An 18,817-nucleotide genomic window follows, 5' to 3' on the forward strand; every position below is an offset into this window, starting at 1 on the left:
TTCCCATGAAGAGGTTTATGTTAAAATCCAAAATACACAGGGCACGTATAACTGGAGCGGAACTGCATTACGAGGGTAGTATATCCATAGATATAAGCCTTATGGAGGCAGCAGATCTGATGCCTTACGAAAAAATAGAAGTATACAACGTAAATAATGGCGCCAGGTTTTCCACATACGTTATACCCGCACCTAAATATTCTGGAGAGGTAAGGTTGAACGGAGCTGCAGCAAGGCTTGGAGCAGTTGGGGATATAATCATAATAGCTTCCTATAGTATATTTAATCAAGAAGAGCTCCACAACTTCAAACCTATTCTTGTTTACGTAGATGAATTTAATAGAATAAGAGAGATAAAAAGAGAAATAGTGGAGGAGCTTGTTTGAAGTGGCAGATATCAAAAACCTTTAGATTCGAGGCGGGGCACAGGGTTTGGAAACAAAACTTAACGCACGGAAGGGGAGCAAGCTTTACCTTAGGAAAAGAAATACCGGTAAACAAATGTATAAACCTACACGGACATAGCTATGTTCTGGAAATAGTTTTAGGTTCAGATAGCCTTTCTGAGCAGGATATGGTGATAGATTTTTATCACGTCAAGAATGCTTTAAAAGAGTTAATAGATACCATAGACCACAGTTTCATAATAGACATAAACGACCCGATGTATACAGAGCTCAAACAGGTGGCAGAAAAGTATGGAGCGTTAAAGATATTTCCTGTAGATTTTTGCCCTACGGCCGAAGCGCTTGCTAAGTTCTTTTATGATTTTGTAAAGCGAAGGTTGGAAGAGGCGGGACTGTTGGGAGAAGTTAGAGTGATAAAAACTATACTCTGGGAAACTGCCACTTCAAAAGCGGAATATTCAGAAAACATGTTATAATCTTAAAAGGAGGTGGAAAAGGTTGGTATTAGTATTGGTTGGAGAAAATGAATCCTTTGAAAAGGCTTTTAAAAAGTTCAAGAGGATAGTGGAAAAGGAGGGAATACTAACAGAGGTAAGAAGGCGTCAATTTTATGAAAAACCAAGCGAAAAGAAGAAAAGAAGAGAACGCCAGGCAAGAAAGAGAATAGCTAAAGCTATGAAAAAAAGGAACGTTATTTAAAAGCAGTTTACTTTCCCATTTTGTAACTCCTGAGAACCTCCCTTTGTTCTTCAAGGATAAGTTTTCTTATGGTTTCTTCTTGTGATTTTTTTAGGTTCAAAAACTTTACTCCTATACACGTTTTTTCTGTTAAGCTTCTTATGTTTATTATCTCCGAGAGTATCCGATCAAAATAATTATTCTTCCACTCAAATTCTATTAGTAGGCTTTCACCTTCCCTTAGTTCGAAAGGGCCCTTGAGGCACACTTTTAAACCTCCAACACTTATATCCTCTATAGTTCCTTCTACAAAAGCTTCGTTTGGTATGTTTTCCATAAGTGATAGCTCTTCTGGAGTTACAACCCTTCCAAAGAAAAAAACGCGGGCAGGAATAGACACTTTCCACCTCACAGATTCCCTTAACTGTATTTTACCAAGCTTTTCGGTATGCGGTAGAACAAGAACTATCTTACTACCCTCAAGGTAAGTATTTAAAACCTCCTCCTGAAAGTAGTATCTACCATCGTCTTCTCTAAGAAAAGAGAAACTAATTTTCTCTCCCACTTCGGGAATATCCTCCAATCTGTCCAGTATGGCTATGTGCAGCTCCTTCTCCGTTTTTTCCCAAACAGCGGCACTGTATGAATTTCCTTTATAAGAAATAAAACCGGTTTGATAGAGCTCTATATCCCTTGTGGTAGACAGAGGCAAAAACCAGGGTAGATGTTCAAATTTAAGTTTTTTCCTAACACTTACTATGATTGGAATATTATCTGAGTTCTTTTTAATCAGCTTTCCAGCACACTTTTCAAATACATACTTGCTATGGAATAGTTTACTAGGCTCACTTAAATTACGAGCACACTCGTATAGCACATTGATCTCCTCTTCTTCAAGTCCAAAAGATTCACCAACAACTTTAAATTCTCTTTTTAACATGTTACTTTTAATGTATTTAGAAATAAAGTAGGGAAGTAGTATCAAAACTGATATGGAGGCAAACAGACCAAAAAGGGAAATTATAATATCCTGCAAGCTGGGCTCAAACATGTATTTTGTCGCTTCTTTAAAAGTTTCAAATCTTCCCTGATAGTTCATAAAGAAGAGGTCCTCCTTAAAAATGCTCTTCTATGTATCTTTCTGCCTCTATAGCAGCTATACACCCTTCCCCCACTGCCACTGCCACCTGGCCAGTAGCTCCACTCCTGCAGTCTCCACATGCAAATACACCCTCCAAATTAGTCCTCATCCTATTGTCGGTGATTATGTATCCCTTATCGTCCATTTCCACAGTCCCTTTAAGGAAACCAGTAGAGGGCTCCAACCCTATAAATATAAAAACACCTTCTACAGCTAAGGTAGAAAATTCTCCCGTCTGTGTATCCTTAAGGAGAAGGCTTTCCACAGCTTCTCCTCCCCTTATTTCCTCTACTACCTTGTTAGGTATAAACTTTATCTTTGGATGGGACAGAACTCTCTCTTGAAGATGTTTTTGAGCTCTAAGCTGGTCCCTCCTGTGAATCAGATAAACTAGGCTTGCAAAATGGGTCAAGAATAAACTTTCCTGACAGGCTGAATCGCCACCCCCCACCACAGCTATGGGCACACCGTCAAAAAGGGCACCGTCGCAAGTAGCACAATAAGAAACTCCTCTGTTTAGAAATTCCTCTTCACCCTTGACTCCCAACTTTCTTGGATTAGCACCCACTGCCAGTATAACTGTCTTGGCTCTCAACAACTCACCCGTTCTCAGATGGAGAAAGATTTCTTTTTCTATTTTCTCTATCTTCACTACTTCCTTTCTGTGAATTTCCAAACCGAACCGCTCTGCCTGCTGTTTGAACCTCTGGGTAAGCTCTTTTCCACTTATTCCCTCTGGAAAGCCAGGATAGTTTTCCACGAGGTCCGTTATAGCTATCTGTCCTCCAAGGGTGCCTTTCTCTAAGAGTAAAGTATGAAGTTTAGCCCTTGCGCAGTATAGGCCGGCAGTTAGACCAGCAGGACCTCCCCCCACTATCACGCAGTCGTAGAGGATGTCTTCTGAAATCATATATGGCTTAGTATCATCTGTCTAAGAGCTTCCTTAGGTTGAACTCCTATCCTTGTATCTACCACTTCACCGTTTTTGAAAAGCATCAAAGTAGGTATAGCCCTTATGCCATACTGCATGGCTATGTTAGGGTTCTCATCTGTGTTTAACTTGCCAAATTTTACTCTATCTCCAAATTCCATAGCAAGCTCCTCTATCAGAGGTGCGATTATCCTACATGGCCCACACCACGGTGCCCAAAAATCCACCAAAACCGGCTTGTCCGAGTTTAGGACTTCCGCATGCCAATTGCTTTCACTCAAAACTATCACGTTTCCTGCCATTTGATCACCTCCTTGCTTAAGATTTCGTAAATTTTAAGCGCTCTATCATCCTTAATATAATAGCAGACTATGGAACCGTCCCTCTTGCAACCAACTATGCCTTTGTTTCTTAATATTCCCAGGTGTTGAGAGACGTTAGGTTGAGAGATTTTAAGAAGTTCGCTCAGATTTTTAACGCATTGCTTCCCCTCTATCAAAGTTGCCAGTATTCTCAACCTTATAGGATGTGCCAAAGCCTTCAGAAACTCGGCCCACTCTTCAAGTATTTCTTGGTCCTGATACTCCATCTTTCATCTCCAAAAATTATATTAGCACATTAATATATAATTTGAAAATCTTACTAAATCTGAGAAGGGGAACAAATGAGGCTTGCATCTGTTGATGTGGGTTCCTATTCCTGTAGGTTTAGCGTGGCAGATTTTTCCAATTCCTTCCAACTGATCTATGAAGAGGGTAATATCACAGCCTTGGCAACTGGTCTAAAAGATGGAAATTACCTTCTGGAAGAAAGGATGGAGGAAACTCTAAAAGTAATAAAGCACTATATCTCAAAGGCAAAAGATTTAGGAGTGGATAGAATAGTTCTTGTAGGAACCGAAGCTCTTAGAAGAGCAAAGAATGCTGACGATTTTTTAAAAAGGGTGAAGGAAGAAACTGGTTATGACTTAAATGTCATCACACCGGAGGAAGAGGGAAGCTTGGCTTTTCTGGCGGTGGCTTTTTCCTTAAAGCCCGAAGGTAAATTCTGCATCATAGACCAGGGGGGTGGTTCCACAGAGTTTGTGTGCGGAAGAGGGTTTGAAGTTGAATACCTAAGATCTTTACCAGTAGGTATAGTTAATCTAACTGAGGAGTTTATAAAAAACGACCCACCTACCAACTACGAGCTTGAGTCTCTAAAGAACTTTTTGGACAATGCTATTTATCAAGTAATTACACCCTGCGATGTGCTGATTGGCTTGGGTGGAACGATAACTACCATAAGTGCTATAAAGCATGGAGTATTTCCATACGAAGGAGAAAAGGTGCATGGAACTAAGCTTAGCTTGGACGATATAATGTTTTGGCTTGAAACTCTAAGTAGTATGAAAGCGGATGATAGAGTAAAGCATTTCCCACACATAGAACCAAAGAGGGCTAAGGTGATCATCCCGGGGCTTGTGATATTCTACAGAGCTATGATGTTGTTTGGCAAAAGGGAGATAATCGTAAGCGACTGGGGTATTAAGGAGGGTGTGTTAATAAGAGAGTATCTAAAACAAAAAACTACCTAAGAAATTTTCTTTCCTAGAAAAGAGGCTATTTTTGGAGAGTAGACAAAGCTTATGCTTCCAAGTATTGAGCTCAAAAATACTACAAGAAAGACAAAAGGCTGAGCACTGGGAAGTAGACTGGCAAAGATCAGGGAAAACTCACCCCTTGGTAAGAAAGATAGGCTTGCCCTGATGGCTGCTCTTCTGCTAAGTCCATACAGCCTTGCTCCTATGTATGTGGAAATTGCCTTTGTGATTATGGAAAGAACGAGAGCTACGAGCAAAAGTAAAAGACTTTGCTCAATGGATACATCAGAGGTGTAAGTAAAACTGAAGAAAAAGACACCTAAGGAAAGCTCTTTTAGATCTGTAAGTTTTTCCTCCACAGCCTTATAGGTAAGGCTCTGCTCTGGGACTATAACACCAAGTAAAAAGGCAATCATGGCAGAAGATATTCCCAACCACTCTCCCACGCCACATAACAGTAATAGCAAACCCAATATCATGAAAGGGAAAATTGGCTCGTAAGCGATTTTATCTGCATGGCTAACTCCTCTGTGTGCTAAATCTCTAAGTAGGTAAAATACAAAGAACAAAAGTACGAGAAAGATTACACTTCTAAGTATTAGAAAAGTCCGATCCTCATCTACTTTTCCTACACCAGAAATCAGAGACAGAAGGATTATGGATAGGATATCCTCAAATATGAGTATACCTATAAGAAGGTCTGCTTCTGGAAGAACCAATCTTTTATAGTCGGATAGAAGCTTAGCCACTATGGATGTGCTTGAAGGATAAAGGGCGGCTGAAACTACGATAGAAAAAGAAAGGTCCTTAGTAATAGCATAGGCTGCTAAAAAAATCGGGAAGAAGTTAAATACAAAATCAACCAAACCTGGCTTTAGCACATTCTTCATATTCCACAGGCGTTCAAAAGAGTATTCAAGCCCTATGAAGAAAAACAAAAATACAATGGCGGAGTGCTCCAAGATGGCCACCCAATCAATCACCTTCTCTGGGAAAATAGCCTTTCCCAAAAAACCAGCCAACATAAAGGAGATGATATACGGAACGCGCAGGAATTTAAGGGATAGAGCTAAGAAAAAAAGCAGACTAAATAGTACCCCAACCCATATTAGGATTTCCTCCGAATGCATTTAAGTGCTACACCTTCCACAAAGGTCTAAAAATGCCTTTATCTGTGCTCTGGTTCCTACCGCTATAAGGACATCCCCTACCTCTATCTTCTCCTTATAGGGATCCGGGCTCGGTATGACCTTTCCTCCTCTCTCTATGGCTATTATTGAAACACCTGTCTTTCTTCTGATTTCAAGCTGGGCAATGGTTTTGTTAGCAAGGTTTGACCCATCCTCTACCTTAATCCACTCCATAACCACTTGTTGAAGGATCATCTCCATCTTCTCTGCAGAAACCGGTTGGTAAGTAGCTCCAGCTACAAGAAAACCAAGCTCCTTTGCTTCTTCATCCGTTAGTTCTATAAAACAACTTGGCTCCTCATCTTCCATCAGGTATATTTCCCTTCGTCCAGTGTTGTGTATGATTATTACAAGCTCCTTACCACTTTTTAGCAGAACTCCATATTTTTTGCCTATGCCTGGCAGATCAGTCTCTCTTATCTTCATCGCTATAGATTATATCCCTAACTCTTGCAATTAAGTTTTTGCTAGCCAAGACTATTGCTCTTACATCTTCTCTTTCCTCTCCAATAAAACCACTCTGTATGATTTCCAGAAGCTTTTGTATTTGCCTTTCCATCTCTTCCATCTGCTCCTTCATCCTGATTATTATCTCAATGCCAGCCAGGTTCACTCCAAGATCTCTGGAAAGAGTAAGGACTAGCTCAAGCCTTTTGAGGTCATCCTCCGTGTAGTATCTTGTTCTTCCCCTGCTTCTGTATGGCTTTATCAAACCCTCTCTTTCGTAGAGCCTGAGAGTTTGTGGATGTATATTATACATCTCCGCCACAACGCTTATGGTGTATCTTTTCTTAACTTCCTTCTTCATGCTTGTCTCGTTTTAATCCTTTGAGGTTCTGGCAGTAGTTTGTCTAACTCTTCCAAAAGTTGCTTAACTCTTCTTCCATCGCCAAAGAGCTTTTCTACCAGACCCAGCTTAGGCACGTCTATGTGTATCCTGAGGATAAGGTCTCCAAAACCGCCACCTCTCAACCTTGGCATACCTTTACCTTCCACCTTAAAGGTGTCCCCTTCCTTTGTGCCAGGTGGGATCCTTACCTTGATCCTTTCGCCCGTTAGAGTGGGCACCTCAACCTCTGTACCTAAGACTGCTTCTGTGAGCTTAATACTGATGTCTAAGTATAGATTGTCCCCCCTCCTTTCAAACGTATGATGGGGTTTTACCTTAATTAGAAGGTATAGGTCCCCCGCCTGTCCTCCGTATAGCCCAGCATGACCTTTACCTTCCACAAAAACCCTACTTCCATTATCTACACCAGGTGGAATACGCACCTTTATTTCTTCTTTCTGCGGAATGGTTCCTTTTCCAGCACACCTGCTACACGGATCTCTTATCACACCCTCTCCATTGCAAGTTGGACAAGTTTGAGATATGCTTATAAAAAACTGTCTTTGATAGATTACACCCCTTCCACCGCACGTGGGACACGTCCTTTCCCCTTTGCTTTTATCATAACCGTAGCCTTCGCAGACTGGACAAGGGACTTCTCTGACCACTGGTATGCTTACCACTTTCCCAGAGTAAGCCTCTTCAAGGGTTAGCTCTATGGTATAATAGATATCCTCACCTTTAATCGGTCTTCTTTGAGTGCGCCTTCTTCCTCTCCTTTCAAAAACATCCTCAAAACCAAAACCCTTAAATATGTCTTCTATGGTTTCAAACAGATCTCCCCAACTTTCTTGAGAGTATCCTCCAGCACCGGCCCCCTGAAAGGCAGCGTGTCCATACTGGTCATAGAGCTTTCTCTTTTCTGGGTCCGATAGAACTTGATAAGCTTCGTTGATCTCCTTGAACTTTTCCTGCGCCTCTGGATCTTTGTTAAAATCTGGATGATACTTTCTGGCAAGCCTTCGGTATGCCTTCTTTATCTCCTCCTGGGTAGCATTTCTTGAAATCCCAAGCACTTCATAGTAGTCTTTTTTTGAAGATTGCATGAATATTTATAATAAACTTTAGTCTATCGTTGTCAAGAGTGCATGGCTTTTAGAAAGTCTTTGTTTGTCTTGAACTTTCTGAGCTTGTCCAGTAGAAACTCCATAGCCTCTATGGGGTCCATCGTTGCCAAAAACTTTCTTAGAACCCATATTCTTTGCAGTTCCCACTCTTCAAGTAAAAGCTCTTCCTTCCTTGTGCCAGACTTTTCAATGTTTATGGCTGGGAATATCCTTCTTTCCATAAGTCTTCTATCCAAGTGTATTTCCATGTTTCCTGTGCCTTTGAACTCCTCGTATATAACATCGTCCATCCTTGAACCAGTTTCTATAAGAGCGGTAGCTATTATAGTCAAAGAGCCTCCCTCTTCTATGTTTCTTGCAGCACCGAAGAACTTCTTAGGTCTTTGAAGGGCGGTTGCCTCTATGCCACCAGATAGGACCCTACCCGTAGATGGAGTTACTGCGTTGGAAGCTCTGCCAAAGCGTGTCATAGAGTCCAAAAGTATGACCACATCTTTTCCCAGCTCTACCATCCTCTTTGCCTTTTCTATTACCAGCTCTGCCACCTGCATGTGCCTTTCTGGTGGCTCGTCAAAAGTAGAAGCAACAACTTCGGCCCCTTCGCCCACGATCCTTCTCATTTCTGTCACTTCCTCGGGCCTTTCGTCTATTAGAAGGATAATCAGGTAGACCTCCGGATGGTTCTGTATGATTGCCTTTGCTATTTTTTGCAAAAGCACAGTTTTACCAGCTTTTGGGGGTGCCACGATAAGTCCTCTTTGCCCCTTGCCTATGGGGGCTATCAGACTTACTACCCTTGTGGACAGCTCTTCCGGTGTGGTTTCCAACTTAAACCTTTCTGTGGGATGAAAGGGGGTAAGCTTTTCAAATTGGGGTCTTGCTTTTAAAATGTCTGGGTTTGGGCTCAAACCAGAAACTGTTTCTATTTTTATAAGAGCTTGGTACTTTTCCCTCTCTTGGGGCGGCCTTGCAAAACCTACTATTACATCTCCAGTTCTAAGGCCAAATTTCTTTATCTGAGATGGTGCCACATAAACATCGTTGGAGTTAGGCATGTAATTATTTTCCTGTCTTCTTATAAAACCATAACCTTCAGGTAATATTTCCAACACACCTTTTATGAAGTTCAAACCTTCCAGTTGGGCTTGCGCCTGCAGGATACTTTCCATAAGCTCTTCCTTCCTAAGTCCAGTAACCCGCTTCAGGTCTAACTCTCTACCTATTTTCTGAAGCTCGGAGAAGGAGAGCTTCTTTAACTCTTCGTATGAATAAATCTTTCTCTCCTGAATTTGGGATTCCTCCATCGCTTACCTCCTTACTTGCCTATACAGAAATTAGAAAATATTTCTCCTAAAATTTCCTCTGTTGCTATTTCACCTACCAATTCGTCCAAATAACTTTGGATCTCTCTCAGATAAAGCATTAGGATTTCTGGGGACACCTCTTCTCTGTTTATTTTATTCAATACTAATTTTATCACCTCTGAGGATTTTTGCAAGAGGTCTGCATGTCTGATTGAAATATAAAGTCCCTCGCCCATACTTCTCCCCACTACTTCTAGCACAAGATCTTTTAACTCTTGCAGACCTTCCCCACTTTTAGCACTAACCTTAACAAAGTTTTTAAACGTTTCCATGTGCCCATCCCAGAATCCCAGATCCACCTTGTTTAACACTACGATGTGGTTCTTATCCTTGACGAGGGAATATATGTAAAGGTCTTCTTCTTGAAGTGGCTCGTGGGCTTGGGCTACGAAAAGTATCAAGTGCGCGCTGTTTAATTTCTCTATGCTCCTTTGGATACCTATCCTCTCCACTGGGTCCAAAGAGTGTCTTATCCCCGCTGTGTCTATGAGGTTTATGGGAATACCTTCCAAGTTCAGAGGTTCTTGCAAAAAGTCCCTTGTGGTGCCTGGTATGTCCGTTACTATAGCCCTTTGGGTTCCAAGCAATCTGTTAAAAAGCGAAGACTTACCTACGTTTGGCTTTCCCACAATAGCCAAGTTAAGACCCTTTCTCAAAAACTCTCCCGTTTTTACAGTAGAAAGCAAGCTCTCTATCTTATCCAAGATATCTTTAAGAGACTCTATTATCTCCTGCTTGCTGATAGTGGGGATGTCTTGATCTTCAAACTCTATGCTTGCTTCCACAAAGGCGCAGAGGTTAATAAGTTTTTCCCTAAGCGGTTTTATAAACTCCGATAGATCTCCTCTTAGCTGTCTTAGAGCGCTTTTTAGCGCTAGCTCTGACTTTGCTCCTATTAGGTCCCCAACAGCTTCCGCCTGAAGCAGGTCTATCTTTCCATTCAAAAAAGCCCTCTTGGTAAATTCTCCCCTCTGAGCCATTCTAACTCCATTGTTCAAGAAAAGCTCAACAACCCTTTTGAGAATAAGAGGGTTTCCGTGCAAAAATAACTCCACCATATCCTCTCCCGTATAGCTTTTGGGAGCTTTGTAGTAAATCATTATTCCCTCGTCTATCTGCTCTCCTCTTTCGTCAAAGAGCTTAACAAGATGGGCATACCTCTCTTTTATTTTCCCCTTTGTCTTTACAAAAGGCAAAACCTTTTCAAGCACGCCAAGACCACTTAACCTTACAACACCTATAGCACTTTCTCCGTATGGTGTAGCTATGGCTACTATGGGTTCTCTTTGTTTCATGTTTCAAGCCAGCCCGGCGGGAGTCGAACCCGCAACCTTGGGATCCGTAGTCCCACGCTCTATCCAGTTGAGCTACGGGCCGTTTATTTTAATTATAAGCGTGCCCGGGGGGACTTGAACCCCCGACCTTGGGTTCCGGAGACCCACGCTCTATCCAACTGAGCTACGGGCACTATCTAAATTAAAATATTAGCATGGCTATAAAGTTCGGCACAGATGGATGGAGGGCAGTAATAGGAGACGAATTTACCTTTGAAAGCGTTAGAAAGGTGGCCTATGCCCATGCAAAAGTTTTGGAGCAGGAGGGCAAAAAAAGGGTAGTTGTAGGCTACGACAGAAGGTTTTTAAGCAGGGAATTTGCGGAAGAAGTTTATAGAGTTTTTAAAACCCTGGGCTTTGAGGTTTATATCTCGGATAGAGACTGTACCACTCCTATGGTATCCTTTGCGGTAAAGTATATGGGCTTTGACGGCGGGGTTATGATAACCGCGTCCCATAATCCGGGCAAGTACAACGGATACAAGATAAAAGAGTCCTTTGGTGGTTCGGCCACTCCTGAGTTTGTTAAAAAGGTGGAAGAAGTGGCCAACTCCATTCAAAACGTCAAAGTGGAAAACTATAAACCAGAAACGATAGACCTAAAGGGTCCTTACTTGGAAAGGATAAAAGAGCTTATAAATCTTGAGCTATTTGAGGAAGGGCTTTTGGTACACGACGCTATGTATGGCTCTTCCGCAGGGCTTTTTTCTGAGGTCTTGCTTGACACTCCTTTGGAGGTAATCTCCATAAGATCGCGGAGGGACCCTCTCTTTGGAGGACATCCGCCGGAACCTATAGAAAAGCACTTAGTCCCAATGTTTGAAAAGGTCAGGGGTGTGGGGGCAAAAATAGGAATAGCCAACGATGGAGATGGGGACCGTATAGCTCTCTGCGACGAAAGGGGAAGGTTTATAAATACTCAGCTCATATACGTTTTGCTTTTGTTACACCTTCTGAAAAACAAAGGGATAAAAGAGGGCTTGGTAGTAAAGACAGTATCCACAAGCTATTTAGTGGATAGAATCTGCAAATCTGAAGGGGTGGAATTAAGGGAGGTGCCTGTGGGCTTTAAGCACATAAACGAGCTAATCTTAAAGGAAAAGGTCATCTTTGGTGGAGAAGAGAGCGGAGGATATGGAATCATTCACTTTTTGCCAGAAAGGGATGGGCTTTTCTCTGGCCTTAGCATACTGGAGCTTATGTACACCAAAGGAAAAGCACTTTCAGAAATAGTTCAGGAAGTATTCCAAACTTACGGAAGCGCTTACTTTGAGCGCAAAGACCTATACGCCGATGAAGAAAAAAAGAAGAAACTAAAGTCTTTTGTAGAAAATCCGCCTTCCCTTTTGGGAAGGTTCAAAGTCAGAGAGGCTATCACAAAGGACGGACTAAAGCTTGTCTTTGAAAACGACGGATGGCTGCTTATGAGAGCTTCTGGCACAGAGCCACTCATAAGAGTTTATGCAGAGATGCCAACACAAGAGCAAACACAGGAAGTGATAAAAAGTGCCCTTGAGATGTTATAATTCAAAGGCAGGAGGTGATAGCTATGGGTCAAAGGATAAGCTTTAGCATTAACGGGATAGAAGTTTCTGGCTACCTGGCAGAGCCAGAAAATCTGCAAAAACAGGCACCTTTGATAATGGTTTTTCACGAGTGGTGGGGGCTTGTCAAACACATAGAGGATGTTTGTGATAGGTTCGCAAGGAAAGGCTTTTATGCTTTTGCCATAGACCTGTATAAGGGAGCTACTGCGGACAATCCAGAAGATGCGGGAAGGCTTATGATGGACCTTATGCAAAACAGGTTGGATGAAGCAGAAAGAATGGTGGGGGCTTCTCTTGAATACTTCAGGAGGGAGAACATAGGTTATGTACCAAGGGTGGGTGATTTTATGTTTGGTGCTACTGGCTACTGCTGTGGTGGCACGTGCACTTGGTATTTTGGCGCCAAGTTTGAGGACTTTAAAGCTTTGGTTCCCTACTACGGACTTTACAAGTTAGCAAACATAGACTTTTCAAAGATAAAAGCACCAGTGCTTGCAGTTCATGCGGGCATGGATGCCTTTATTCCACTGTCTGAGGTAATGGAAGCGATCCAAAAGTGTAACGAAAACAAGGTAAATGCCCAGTTTTTGATCTACGCTGGCGTGGATCACGCCTTCTTTAACGACACAAGACCGGAGGTTTATCACGAAGAATACGCAAGGGACGTGTGGCAAAAGACCATAGAGTTCTTCAAAACACACCTTACATGAGCTTAAGGGACAAGCTCATCCTTGCCTTTCTATCGCTTCTTTTTGCCTTAGCCTTTTCCGTAGTTGCCTTCTACAGAAAAGAGCCCATAAGTGCCTTTTGGATTCTTCTTTGCGCTTTTTCCCTCTATATAATCGGTTATAGGTACTATAGCTACTATATAGCCTACAAAGTTTTTGGTGTTTCTGACGAAAATCCCACACCAGCCCACAGGTTTTACAACGGTATAGATTACGTGCCTACTAATAAATGGGTTCTCTTTGGACACCACTTTGCGTCAATCTCTGGTGCAGGTCCTTTGGTAGGTCCTGTGCTTGCAGCGCAGATGGGATATCTTCCGGGAGTGCTTTGGATCCCCATAGGAGCGGTCATAGCGGGTGCGGTCCAAGACATGCTAATTCTTACCATTTCCATGCGCACCGGTGGCAAGAGCTTGGGAGCGATAGCAAGAGATTACCTTGGAAGGTTTGGGGGAATTGTGGTTCTTTTGGTAATTTACTCCATACTTATCATCCTTTTAGCGGTCCTTGCCTTAGTGGTAGTAAAGGCAACAGCCCAAAGCCCTTGGTCTGCCTTCACATCCTTCGCAACCATACCCATAGCAATGCTGATGGGTGTTTATATGTGGAAGATAAGACCAGGGGCAGTCTTGCAAGCCACTCTTTTGGGAATAGGTCTTTTGATTGCATCTTTGGTAGCTGGAAAGCTAGTAGCGGATCATCCAAGCCTTAGCAAATTCTTTACCTACTCCGAGGTGCAAATAGCCTTTGGGCTTATGGTATATGGCTTTCTTGCCTCCGTACTACCCGTCTGGCTTTTGCTTGCTCCAAGGGACTATCTTAGCACCTTTATGAAGCTTGGAACTATTTTCATCCTTGGCGTAGGTGTTTTTATAGCCAATCCGCAGACAAAAATGCCAGCTCTAACTCAGTATGCTGAGACGGGCATAGGTCCTGTGTGGCAAGGAGACCTATTTCCGTTTTTGATGATAACCATAGCATGCGGTGCAGTTTCTGGCTTTCACTCTCTTATCTCTTCCGGCACTTCTCCAAAGCTTTTGGACAAAGAGAGCCACGTCAGACTGGTAGGCTACGGTAGCATGCTCGGAGAGTCCTTTGTTGCCATAATGGCTTTGATTGCAGCAGTTTCTATGGAGCCTGGTATATACTTTGCCGTAAATAGCCCAGCAAGCCTTATAGGAAAGACCGAAGAGTCTGCAGCACAGATAATAACCTCGTGGGGTTTTCCCGTTTCCGCGCAGGAGCTAAAAAGACTAGCAGAACTCATAGGGGAGGAAAGCATACTTTCCAAAGTTGGTGGGGCACCAGCCTTTGCCCTCGGCATAGCTCTAATCTTTGCAAAGCTCACAGGGGAAACTCTCCTTGCCTTTTGGTATCACTTTGCTATCCTCTTTGAAGTGGTGTTTATTCTAACAACCATAGATTCAGGCACAAGGGTAGGAAGGTATATCCTCCAAGACCTGTTGGGTAGCTTTATAAAGAGCTTTAAGGATTATTCAAACAAAACCGCAAACATCACCGCAAGTCTTATAACTGTTGCTCTGTGGGGATACTTCCTATACGGGGGAGTGGTAGATCCCTACGGAGGAATAAGAAGCCTTTGGCCCCTTTTTGGTATATCAAACCAACTTTTGGCCACCACCGCTTTGACCATTGCCACTTTATACCTTGCGAAGACTGGAAGGTTTAAGTACATTTGGGTGGCAGGCGTTCCAGCCCTTTTGATGGCTGTAAACACCATAAGCGCTGGGATTTTAAAAGTTTTCCATCCAGACCAAAGGGTTGGTTTTCTGTCGCACGCCGAATGGCTTTCAAAAAAGCTGTCCGCAGGAGAGCTTCCGCCCGCCATAAAGTCCGTAGAAATAGCCCAAAGGGTGATAATAAACGACTACACCAATGCATTTTTGGGGATGCTTTACGTCTCTTTGGTGTCTTTTGTCATAATCCTTACGATTAGGGAAATAATCTCATCATGGCAAAAAAGTTAGTGGTTTTGACCCACCAAGATACTATATTCTCCTTTCTTTTTGAAGGAGAAGAGGTAATAAAAGTAAGGGTTGATAAAAAAGGCGCTTCAAAACTTGTAGGGAGTATTTTTAAAGGCAAAGTAAAGAGGTTGGCAAAGGGGATGGGTGGAGTGTTTATAGATATTGGCTTGGAAAAGGAAGCCTATTTGCCTTTAAAGGGAGAAGAGGTTAAGGTAGGAGAAAGTCTTTTGGTCCAAGTGGTAAGAGAAGGTATAGGGGAAAAGGGAGCAAAGCTAACAACTAAAATAAAAATACCAGGAAAGTACATAGTTTATATGCCAGAAAGTCAAGAAGTAAAGTGTTCTTCCAAGCTGTCAAAAGAAGAAAAGTGGGATATGATAAACTTTATAGCCGATCATTTAGACAAAGAAGGGGTGATCCTAAGAACGCCTTCCGCAAGGGCAAAGAAGGAAGAAATTCTAAAAGAGTTGGAAGTTTTAAGAAAAACATACATGAAGCTAAAGGATCAATTAGAAATCCTAAAAAAACCACAAATTTTATGGGAAGACCCACCTGAATATCTATCTCTGATAAGGTCCTACTGGTATGATATGGAGACTATATTTTGCAATGACGTTGAAATATGGTACAAGATAATGGGCTTTTTGGAAGAATTTGAGAGAAGTCTTATGAAAAGGGTATTTTACATTAAGCAAACGCACGATGCTTTCCTGCTCAAAAACGCGCTTAGGAAAATTTCTCAGAGGTACGTTTGGCTTAGGGGAGGAGGGTATATCGTCATAGATGAAACGGAAGCTATGACTGTTATAGACGTAAACAGTGGGGACCCGTGCGGAGACACCCAAGAAGAGAACGCTTTAAAAACAAACTTGGAAGCTGCTGAAGAGATAGCAAAACAGATCGTGTTAAGAGACCTTGGCGGAATAATAATGATAGATTTTATAGACATGAAAAGTCAAGAAAATAAAGATAAAGTTATGAACGCTCTAAAGGAAGCTCTTAGAGATGATCTTTGCAACGTGCAGATCTACGGATTTACCAAGTTGGGTGTTTTAGAGATGGCAAGGAAAAGGGCAGGGAAAAGTGTGCCAGAGCTTCTCTTTGAAAAGTGTCCCCTATGTAGCGGATTGGGCAAAGTTAAAGGCAATGCCCTTTACTCTTTTGAGCTTAGTTTGGAAATACAAAACTATCCCGCTGGGTTCTTAGAGATCTTCGTGCCAAAAGGCAGGAAAAGGGCAGTAGAAGAATCCATTAAGGGTTTGGATAACGTAAAAGTGGTTGAAAAGGAAGATTTAGATTACAATAACTATGAGGTAAGGTATGAAAGATAAATGGCTGACCTTTTTTCTTGGTCTCCTTTTGGTTTTTTCTTGCGCAAAAGTAACGGAAGAAAAAAGGGCCCAATTGGCAGTAGAGTCTTACACAGAAGGTATGCGCGCCTTTGCCAACAGGGATTACAAAAAAGCCACAGAAAAATTAAAAGAATCTCTAAAGTATATTGAGAACCTCACGCCATCGCAGATAAAAGAAATCAAGATGGTTTTAGGCGAGAGTTATTACCTGAGTAAAAATTACATAAACGCCATTGTCTATCTGGAAGACTTCCTTTTTAGCTATCCAGAAGCAAGGGAATCGGAAAAGGTATATTATTTGCTTATAGATAGCTACATGAAGGTGGCACCGGATGCTTATAGAGACCAAAGCTACACCTACATAGCCATAGAAAAGGCAAAGGACTTTTTAAACAAGTATCCAGAAAGCCCCTATAAGGATAAGGTCTTAGAAATTATAGAAAAAGCTGAGAAAAAGCTGGCAGATCATGAATACCTGATCGGTAAGTTTTACGAAGATTACGGTTTTTACTACTCTGCTTCCCTAAGATACAGAGACCTACTCATAAATTACCCCGAGCAAATCTCTCAGGCGGATGTTTTATATAGGTACATAAAGTCCTTGCTTTTGGTGGAAAGACAAGCTGAAAAAAGGAAGAAAGCTTACAAAAGTTGGTTAGAAGAGGCGAAAAAGAGTCTGAAAGAGGCAAAAACAGATGAAGACAAAAAAGCTGTAGAAAAAAGGATAGCTTTTCTTGAAGAACAGATCAATAGGTGGAATGGTCTGGCAAAAAGTAGTAAAGAAGAGGGCATAAGGCTGATGCAGAGATACAAAGAGCTTTATGGAGAAAATAACTATTACAGAGAATTGGAAAAGCTTACTAAGAGGTAATGGAATTACATAAAAAAATCGTAAATTTACTCGAAGAAAAAAAAGCAGAGGATATAGTTATTTTGGATGTTTCCGAGCTTACCAACATTGCAGATTACTTTATAATAGCAACCGCTAACTCTGCGATTCACGCAAGAGCCCTTGCGGAATACATCACAGAAACCTTAGAAAAGGAAGGGATAGCTCCGCTTCATGTGGAAGGTTTGGAAAATGCTAACTGGATTCTCTTGGATTTTGTAGATATAATAGTGCATATTTTCCAAAAGGAGTGGAGAGAGTATTATGACCTTGAATGGCTTTATTCTACTGCAAAGAGGGTAGAGGTATGAGGATCGTTAAACTGCTGTTTGCTCTATTGCTGATTGGTTCTTTTCTGGTTTTTGTTGCCCAAAACTCCATCTTAGTAGAAGTTTCTTTTTTTAATTACAGGGGATACACCCCAGTTTTTGTCCTTGTGCTCATCAGTGCTCTCATAGGCTTTCTGATAGCCTTCCTTTATTTCTTTCCAAGGGAAATAAAGCTAAGGGGCACGGTGGATAACCTTAGGGAAGGAGCAAAAAGCTTAAACCGTGGCTTCTTACTAAAAGCGGAACATCATTTTCAAAAGAACAGCCTATTGGAACCACTGCTGTGTTTAAGCCTTTACGAAAGGGAAGAAACGAGCAAAATGCTAAGTCTAAAAAGTCCCCTTTCTGCTTATATGCTTTTAAAGCTACATCTTTTGGAACAAGCAGAGGAAAAGTTCAAAAGGACTTTGGAGACAGATCAAGAAAACCTTTTGGCTCTAAAGGGCTTAAGAGATATAAGCTTCCTGAAGGGAGAAACAGACAGATCGGTGGAGTATCAGGAGAGGGTGCTAAAGCTGTGTGAAAAGTGGGACAAGGAAAACCAAAAAAGGGTCTTGGCAGAACTTTTGGCATTCCTTTGGAGAACGAATAAAGAAGTAGAAACTGCAGAGAAAGCCTTTGACCTTTACAGAACACCCCTTACCTACTCAGTTTGTATAATTTCTCTTTTTGATCAGGAGAAAAAAAAGGATGCCACAAAGCTGTTTGAAAAGAGCTTTGAAGACAACCTACAAAACGAAGTTTTAACTTTGCTCTTAGCAGAAGAACCCACATTAACAAAACTTATGGATGTTATACAAAAAAGGGAACAGCAGATAAGCAAGGTTGTTCTTTTGATGATCTACCTTCGCCTGGGCCTTTTTTCTAAGGTTAAGTCCTTGATTGATGATGTGCCAGACTATTACAGATGCTTAGCTATGCTATTTATGTCCCACAGAGACGAGGAAAGGACGTGTGCTAAAGCCTTTAATGATCTGCTGTATCTGTGGGAGTGCACGTGCGGTGTAAGGTATAAAGAATACACACCTTTGTGTCCAAATTGTTTAAAGTGGAATAAATTAGAATTAAAAATATAAGGAGGGATAGCTATGTTTAGAGCACTTTGGACTTCCGCATCTGGGATGAATGCCCAACAGACAAACCTTGACGTTGTGTCAAACAACATGGCTAACGTCAATACCGTCGGCTTTAAGAAGATGAGAGCTACTTTTCAGGATCTTATATATCAAACAGTTAGGGAACCTGGTGCGCCCACCTCTCCTACTACAAGAAACCCTTCTGGCTTTCAGATAGGCTTAGGAACCTATGTGTCGGACACCTACGGTATATTTACCCAAGGAAACATAGTCCAAACTGGAAATCAGTTAGACATTGCCATTCAGGGGGATGGATTTTTTAAAG

At 41.8% G+C, this 18,817-nt stretch carries 22 protein-coding genes and 2 tRNA genes; 12 read left to right on the forward strand and 12 right to left on the reverse strand.

Annotated features, from left to right (window positions below):
• Window positions 1–5: 5 nt before the first annotated feature.
• From panD to rpsU, 3 genes are read left to right on the forward strand one after another with little or no spacing between them, the layout of a single operon-like run.
• Window positions 6–386, forward strand: coding sequence for an aspartate 1-decarboxylase (gene panD / locus V7P40_RS00430; protein ID WP_333783997.1), 381 nt, complete (start codon window positions 6–8; stop codon window positions 384–386).
• Window positions 383–883 (forward strand): 6-carboxytetrahydropterin synthase, encoded by a 501-nt coding sequence (locus V7P40_RS00435; protein ID WP_333783998.1) that lies wholly within the window; start codon window positions 383–385, stop codon window positions 881–883. The genes panD and V7P40_RS00435 overlap by 4 nt, the downstream gene beginning before the upstream one ends.
• Window positions 884–905: 22 nt before the next feature.
• Window positions 906–1,106: a 30S ribosomal protein S21 gene (gene rpsU / locus V7P40_RS00440; protein ID WP_333783999.1), complete on the forward strand. Its 201-nt coding sequence runs from the start codon at window positions 906–908 to the stop codon at window positions 1,104–1,106.
• Window positions 1,107–1,113: 7 nt separating this feature from the next.
• Here the strand turns inward: rpsU and V7P40_RS00445 are convergent, their stop codons facing one another.
• From V7P40_RS00445 to V7P40_RS00460, 4 genes are read right to left on the reverse strand one after another with little or no spacing between them, the layout of a single operon-like run.
• On the reverse strand, window positions 1,114–2,184 hold the full coding sequence (locus V7P40_RS00445) for a PilZ domain-containing protein (protein WP_333784000.1): 1,071 nt from the start codon (window positions 2,182–2,184) through the stop codon (window positions 1,114–1,116).
• A 16-nt stretch (window positions 2,185–2,200) separates the two neighbouring features.
• A complete protein-coding gene (gene trxB, locus V7P40_RS00450; RefSeq protein WP_333784001.1) occupies window positions 2,201–3,136 on the reverse strand; it encodes a thioredoxin-disulfide reductase in 936 nt (311 codons plus the stop codon).
• Window positions 3,133–3,459, reverse strand: a complete 327-nt coding sequence (gene trxA, locus V7P40_RS00455) for a thioredoxin (RefSeq protein ID WP_333784002.1) — start codon at window positions 3,457–3,459, stop codon at window positions 3,133–3,135. Before trxA ends, trxB begins: the two co-directional genes overlap by 4 nt.
• The gene (locus tag V7P40_RS00460; protein WP_333784003.1) at window positions 3,444–3,746 is read right to left on the reverse strand and encodes a metalloregulator ArsR/SmtB family transcription factor; all 303 of its coding nucleotides are present in this window, start codon (window positions 3,744–3,746) and stop codon (window positions 3,444–3,446) included. The genes trxA and V7P40_RS00460 overlap by 16 nt, the downstream gene beginning before the upstream one ends.
• A gap of 75 nt (window positions 3,747–3,821) precedes the next feature.
• Between V7P40_RS00460 and V7P40_RS00465 the strand changes: the two genes are divergently transcribed.
• On the forward strand, window positions 3,822–4,733 hold the full coding sequence (locus V7P40_RS00465; protein WP_333784004.1) for a Ppx/GppA phosphatase family protein: 912 nt from the start codon (window positions 3,822–3,824) through the stop codon (window positions 4,731–4,733).
• Here the strand turns inward: V7P40_RS00465 and V7P40_RS00470 are convergent.
• The 8 genes from V7P40_RS00470 to V7P40_RS00505 all read right to left on the reverse strand — a co-directional run bounded on the left by V7P40_RS00470 (window position 4,730) and on the right by V7P40_RS00505 (window position 10,717).
• Complete coding sequence (locus tag V7P40_RS00470; RefSeq protein ID WP_333784005.1) at window positions 4,730–5,869, reverse strand: cation:proton antiporter; 1,140 nt, start codon at window positions 5,867–5,869, stop codon at window positions 4,730–4,732. The two genes, V7P40_RS00465 and V7P40_RS00470, sit on opposite strands and share 4 nt — an antisense overlap.
• Window positions 5,870–6,355, reverse strand: a complete 486-nt coding sequence (locus V7P40_RS00475; RefSeq protein ID WP_333784006.1) for a cation:proton antiporter regulatory subunit — start codon at window positions 6,353–6,355, stop codon at window positions 5,870–5,872.
• Complete coding sequence (locus tag V7P40_RS00480; protein ID WP_333784007.1) at window positions 6,336–6,737, reverse strand: helix-turn-helix transcriptional regulator; 402 nt, start codon at window positions 6,735–6,737, stop codon at window positions 6,336–6,338. The genes V7P40_RS00475 and V7P40_RS00480 overlap by 20 nt, the downstream gene beginning before the upstream one ends.
• A complete protein-coding gene (dnaJ, locus tag V7P40_RS00485; protein ID WP_333784008.1) occupies window positions 6,734–7,864 on the reverse strand; it encodes a molecular chaperone DnaJ in 1,131 nt (376 codons plus the stop codon). Before dnaJ ends, V7P40_RS00480 begins: the two co-directional genes overlap by 4 nt.
• A gap of 32 nt (window positions 7,865–7,896) precedes the next feature.
• On the reverse strand, window positions 7,897–9,189 hold the full coding sequence (rho, locus tag V7P40_RS00490) for a transcription termination factor Rho (protein WP_333784009.1): 1,293 nt from the start codon (window positions 9,187–9,189) through the stop codon (window positions 7,897–7,899).
• Window positions 9,190–9,200: 11 nt separating this feature from the next.
• Window positions 9,201–10,544: a tRNA uridine-5-carboxymethylaminomethyl(34) synthesis GTPase MnmE gene (mnmE, locus tag V7P40_RS00495; RefSeq protein ID WP_333784010.1), complete on the reverse strand. Its 1,344-nt coding sequence runs from the start codon at window positions 10,542–10,544 to the stop codon at window positions 9,201–9,203.
• An 8-nt stretch (window positions 10,545–10,552) separates the two neighbouring features.
• A tRNA-Arg gene (locus tag V7P40_RS00500) sits at window positions 10,553–10,626 on the reverse strand.
• Between the two features lie 17 nt (window positions 10,627–10,643).
• Window positions 10,644–10,717: transfer RNA gene (locus V7P40_RS00505), tRNA-Arg, on the reverse strand.
• A gap of 21 nt (window positions 10,718–10,738) precedes the next feature.
• Between V7P40_RS00505 and V7P40_RS00510 the strand changes: the two genes are divergently transcribed.
• The 8 genes from V7P40_RS00510 to V7P40_RS00545 form a co-directional block, all read left to right on the forward strand.
• Window positions 10,739–12,109 (forward strand): phosphoglucomutase/phosphomannomutase family protein, encoded by a 1,371-nt coding sequence (locus V7P40_RS00510; RefSeq protein WP_333784011.1) that lies wholly within the window; start codon window positions 10,739–10,741, stop codon window positions 12,107–12,109.
• Between the two features lie 23 nt (window positions 12,110–12,132).
• Window positions 12,133–12,840 (forward strand): dienelactone hydrolase family protein, encoded by a 708-nt coding sequence (locus tag V7P40_RS00515; RefSeq protein ID WP_333784012.1) that lies wholly within the window; start codon window positions 12,133–12,135, stop codon window positions 12,838–12,840.
• A complete protein-coding gene (locus V7P40_RS00520; RefSeq protein WP_333784013.1) occupies window positions 12,798–14,846 on the forward strand; it encodes a carbon starvation CstA family protein in 2,049 nt (682 codons plus the stop codon). The genes V7P40_RS00515 and V7P40_RS00520 overlap by 43 nt, the downstream gene beginning before the upstream one ends.
• Window positions 14,831–16,177 carry an Rne/Rng family ribonuclease gene (locus V7P40_RS00525; protein WP_333784014.1) on the forward strand — a complete coding sequence of 449 codons (1,347 nt, stop codon included), beginning with the start codon at window positions 14,831–14,833 and terminating at the stop codon, window positions 16,175–16,177. Before V7P40_RS00520 ends, V7P40_RS00525 begins: the two co-directional genes overlap by 16 nt.
• Window positions 16,167–17,069, forward strand: a complete 903-nt coding sequence (bamD, locus tag V7P40_RS00530) for an outer membrane protein assembly factor BamD (RefSeq protein ID WP_333784015.1) — start codon at window positions 16,167–16,169, stop codon at window positions 17,067–17,069. Before V7P40_RS00525 ends, bamD begins: the two co-directional genes overlap by 11 nt.
• Window positions 17,069–17,398, forward strand: a complete 330-nt coding sequence (gene rsfS, locus V7P40_RS00535) for a ribosome silencing factor (RefSeq protein WP_333784016.1) — start codon at window positions 17,069–17,071, stop codon at window positions 17,396–17,398. The genes bamD and rsfS overlap by 1 nt, the downstream gene beginning before the upstream one ends.
• On the forward strand, window positions 17,395–18,492 hold the full coding sequence (locus tag V7P40_RS00540; protein ID WP_333784017.1) for a lipopolysaccharide assembly protein LapA domain-containing protein: 1,098 nt from the start codon (window positions 17,395–17,397) through the stop codon (window positions 18,490–18,492). The genes rsfS and V7P40_RS00540 overlap by 4 nt, the downstream gene beginning before the upstream one ends.
• Before the next feature lie 12 nt (window positions 18,493–18,504).
• Window positions 18,505–18,817 (forward strand): flagellar hook-basal body complex protein (locus tag V7P40_RS00545; protein WP_333784018.1); only part of this gene is annotated, 313 nt, incomplete at its 3' end.

The sequence above is a fragment of the Thermocrinis sp. genome (assembly GCF_036781485.1).
Taxonomy (GTDB): domain Bacteria; phylum Aquificota; class Aquificia; order Aquificales; family Aquificaceae; genus Thermocrinis.

What these genes read in the sequence shown, in the direction of transcription:
- bamD (WP_333784015.1), top strand. Translation starts at nt 16,167, where the DNA reads ATGAAAGATAAATGGCTGACCTTTTTTCTTGGTCTCCTTTTGGTTTTT.
- trxA (WP_333784002.1), bottom strand. Translation starts at nt 3,459, where the DNA reads ATGGCAGGAAACGTGATAGTTTTGAGTGAAAGCAATTGGCATGCGGAA.
- rsfS (WP_333784016.1), top strand. Translation starts at nt 17,069, where the DNA reads ATGGAATTACATAAAAAAATCGTAAATTTACTCGAAGAAAAAAAAGCA.
- V7P40_RS00460 (WP_333784003.1), bottom strand. Translation starts at nt 3,746, where the DNA reads ATGGAGTATCAGGACCAAGAAATACTTGAAGAGTGGGCCGAGTTTCTG.
- V7P40_RS00475 (WP_333784006.1), bottom strand. Translation starts at nt 6,355, where the DNA reads ATGAAGATAAGAGAGACTGATCTGCCAGGCATAGGCAAAAAATATGGA.
- V7P40_RS00480 (WP_333784007.1), bottom strand. Translation starts at nt 6,737, where the DNA reads ATGAAGAAGGAAGTTAAGAAAAGATACACCATAAGCGTTGTGGCGGAG.
- dnaJ (WP_333784008.1), bottom strand. Translation starts at nt 7,864, where the DNA reads ATGCAATCTTCAAAAAAAGACTACTATGAAGTGCTTGGGATTTCAAGA.
- panD (WP_333783997.1), top strand. Translation starts at nt 6, where the DNA reads ATGAAGAGGTTTATGTTAAAATCCAAAATACACAGGGCACGTATAACT.
- V7P40_RS00515 (WP_333784012.1), top strand. Translation starts at nt 12,133, where the DNA reads ATGGGTCAAAGGATAAGCTTTAGCATTAACGGGATAGAAGTTTCTGGC.
- V7P40_RS00470 (WP_333784005.1), bottom strand. Translation starts at nt 5,869, where the DNA reads ATGCATTCGGAGGAAATCCTAATATGGGTTGGGGTACTATTTAGTCTG.
- mnmE (WP_333784010.1), bottom strand. Translation starts at nt 10,544, where the DNA reads ATGAAACAAAGAGAACCCATAGTAGCCATAGCTACACCATACGGAGAA.
- V7P40_RS00540 (WP_333784017.1), top strand. Translation starts at nt 17,395, where the DNA reads ATGAGGATCGTTAAACTGCTGTTTGCTCTATTGCTGATTGGTTCTTTT.
- V7P40_RS00445 (WP_333784000.1), bottom strand. Translation starts at nt 2,184, where the DNA reads ATGAACTATCAGGGAAGATTTGAAACTTTTAAAGAAGCGACAAAATAC.
- rho (WP_333784009.1), bottom strand. Translation starts at nt 9,189, where the DNA reads ATGGAGGAATCCCAAATTCAGGAGAGAAAGATTTATTCATACGAAGAG.
- V7P40_RS00465 (WP_333784004.1), top strand. Translation starts at nt 3,822, where the DNA reads ATGAGGCTTGCATCTGTTGATGTGGGTTCCTATTCCTGTAGGTTTAGC.
- trxB (WP_333784001.1), bottom strand. Translation starts at nt 3,136, where the DNA reads ATGATTTCAGAAGACATCCTCTACGACTGCGTGATAGTGGGGGGAGGT.
- V7P40_RS00525 (WP_333784014.1), top strand. Translation starts at nt 14,831, where the DNA reads ATGGCAAAAAAGTTAGTGGTTTTGACCCACCAAGATACTATATTCTCC.
- V7P40_RS00510 (WP_333784011.1), top strand. Translation starts at nt 10,739, where the DNA reads ATGGCTATAAAGTTCGGCACAGATGGATGGAGGGCAGTAATAGGAGAC.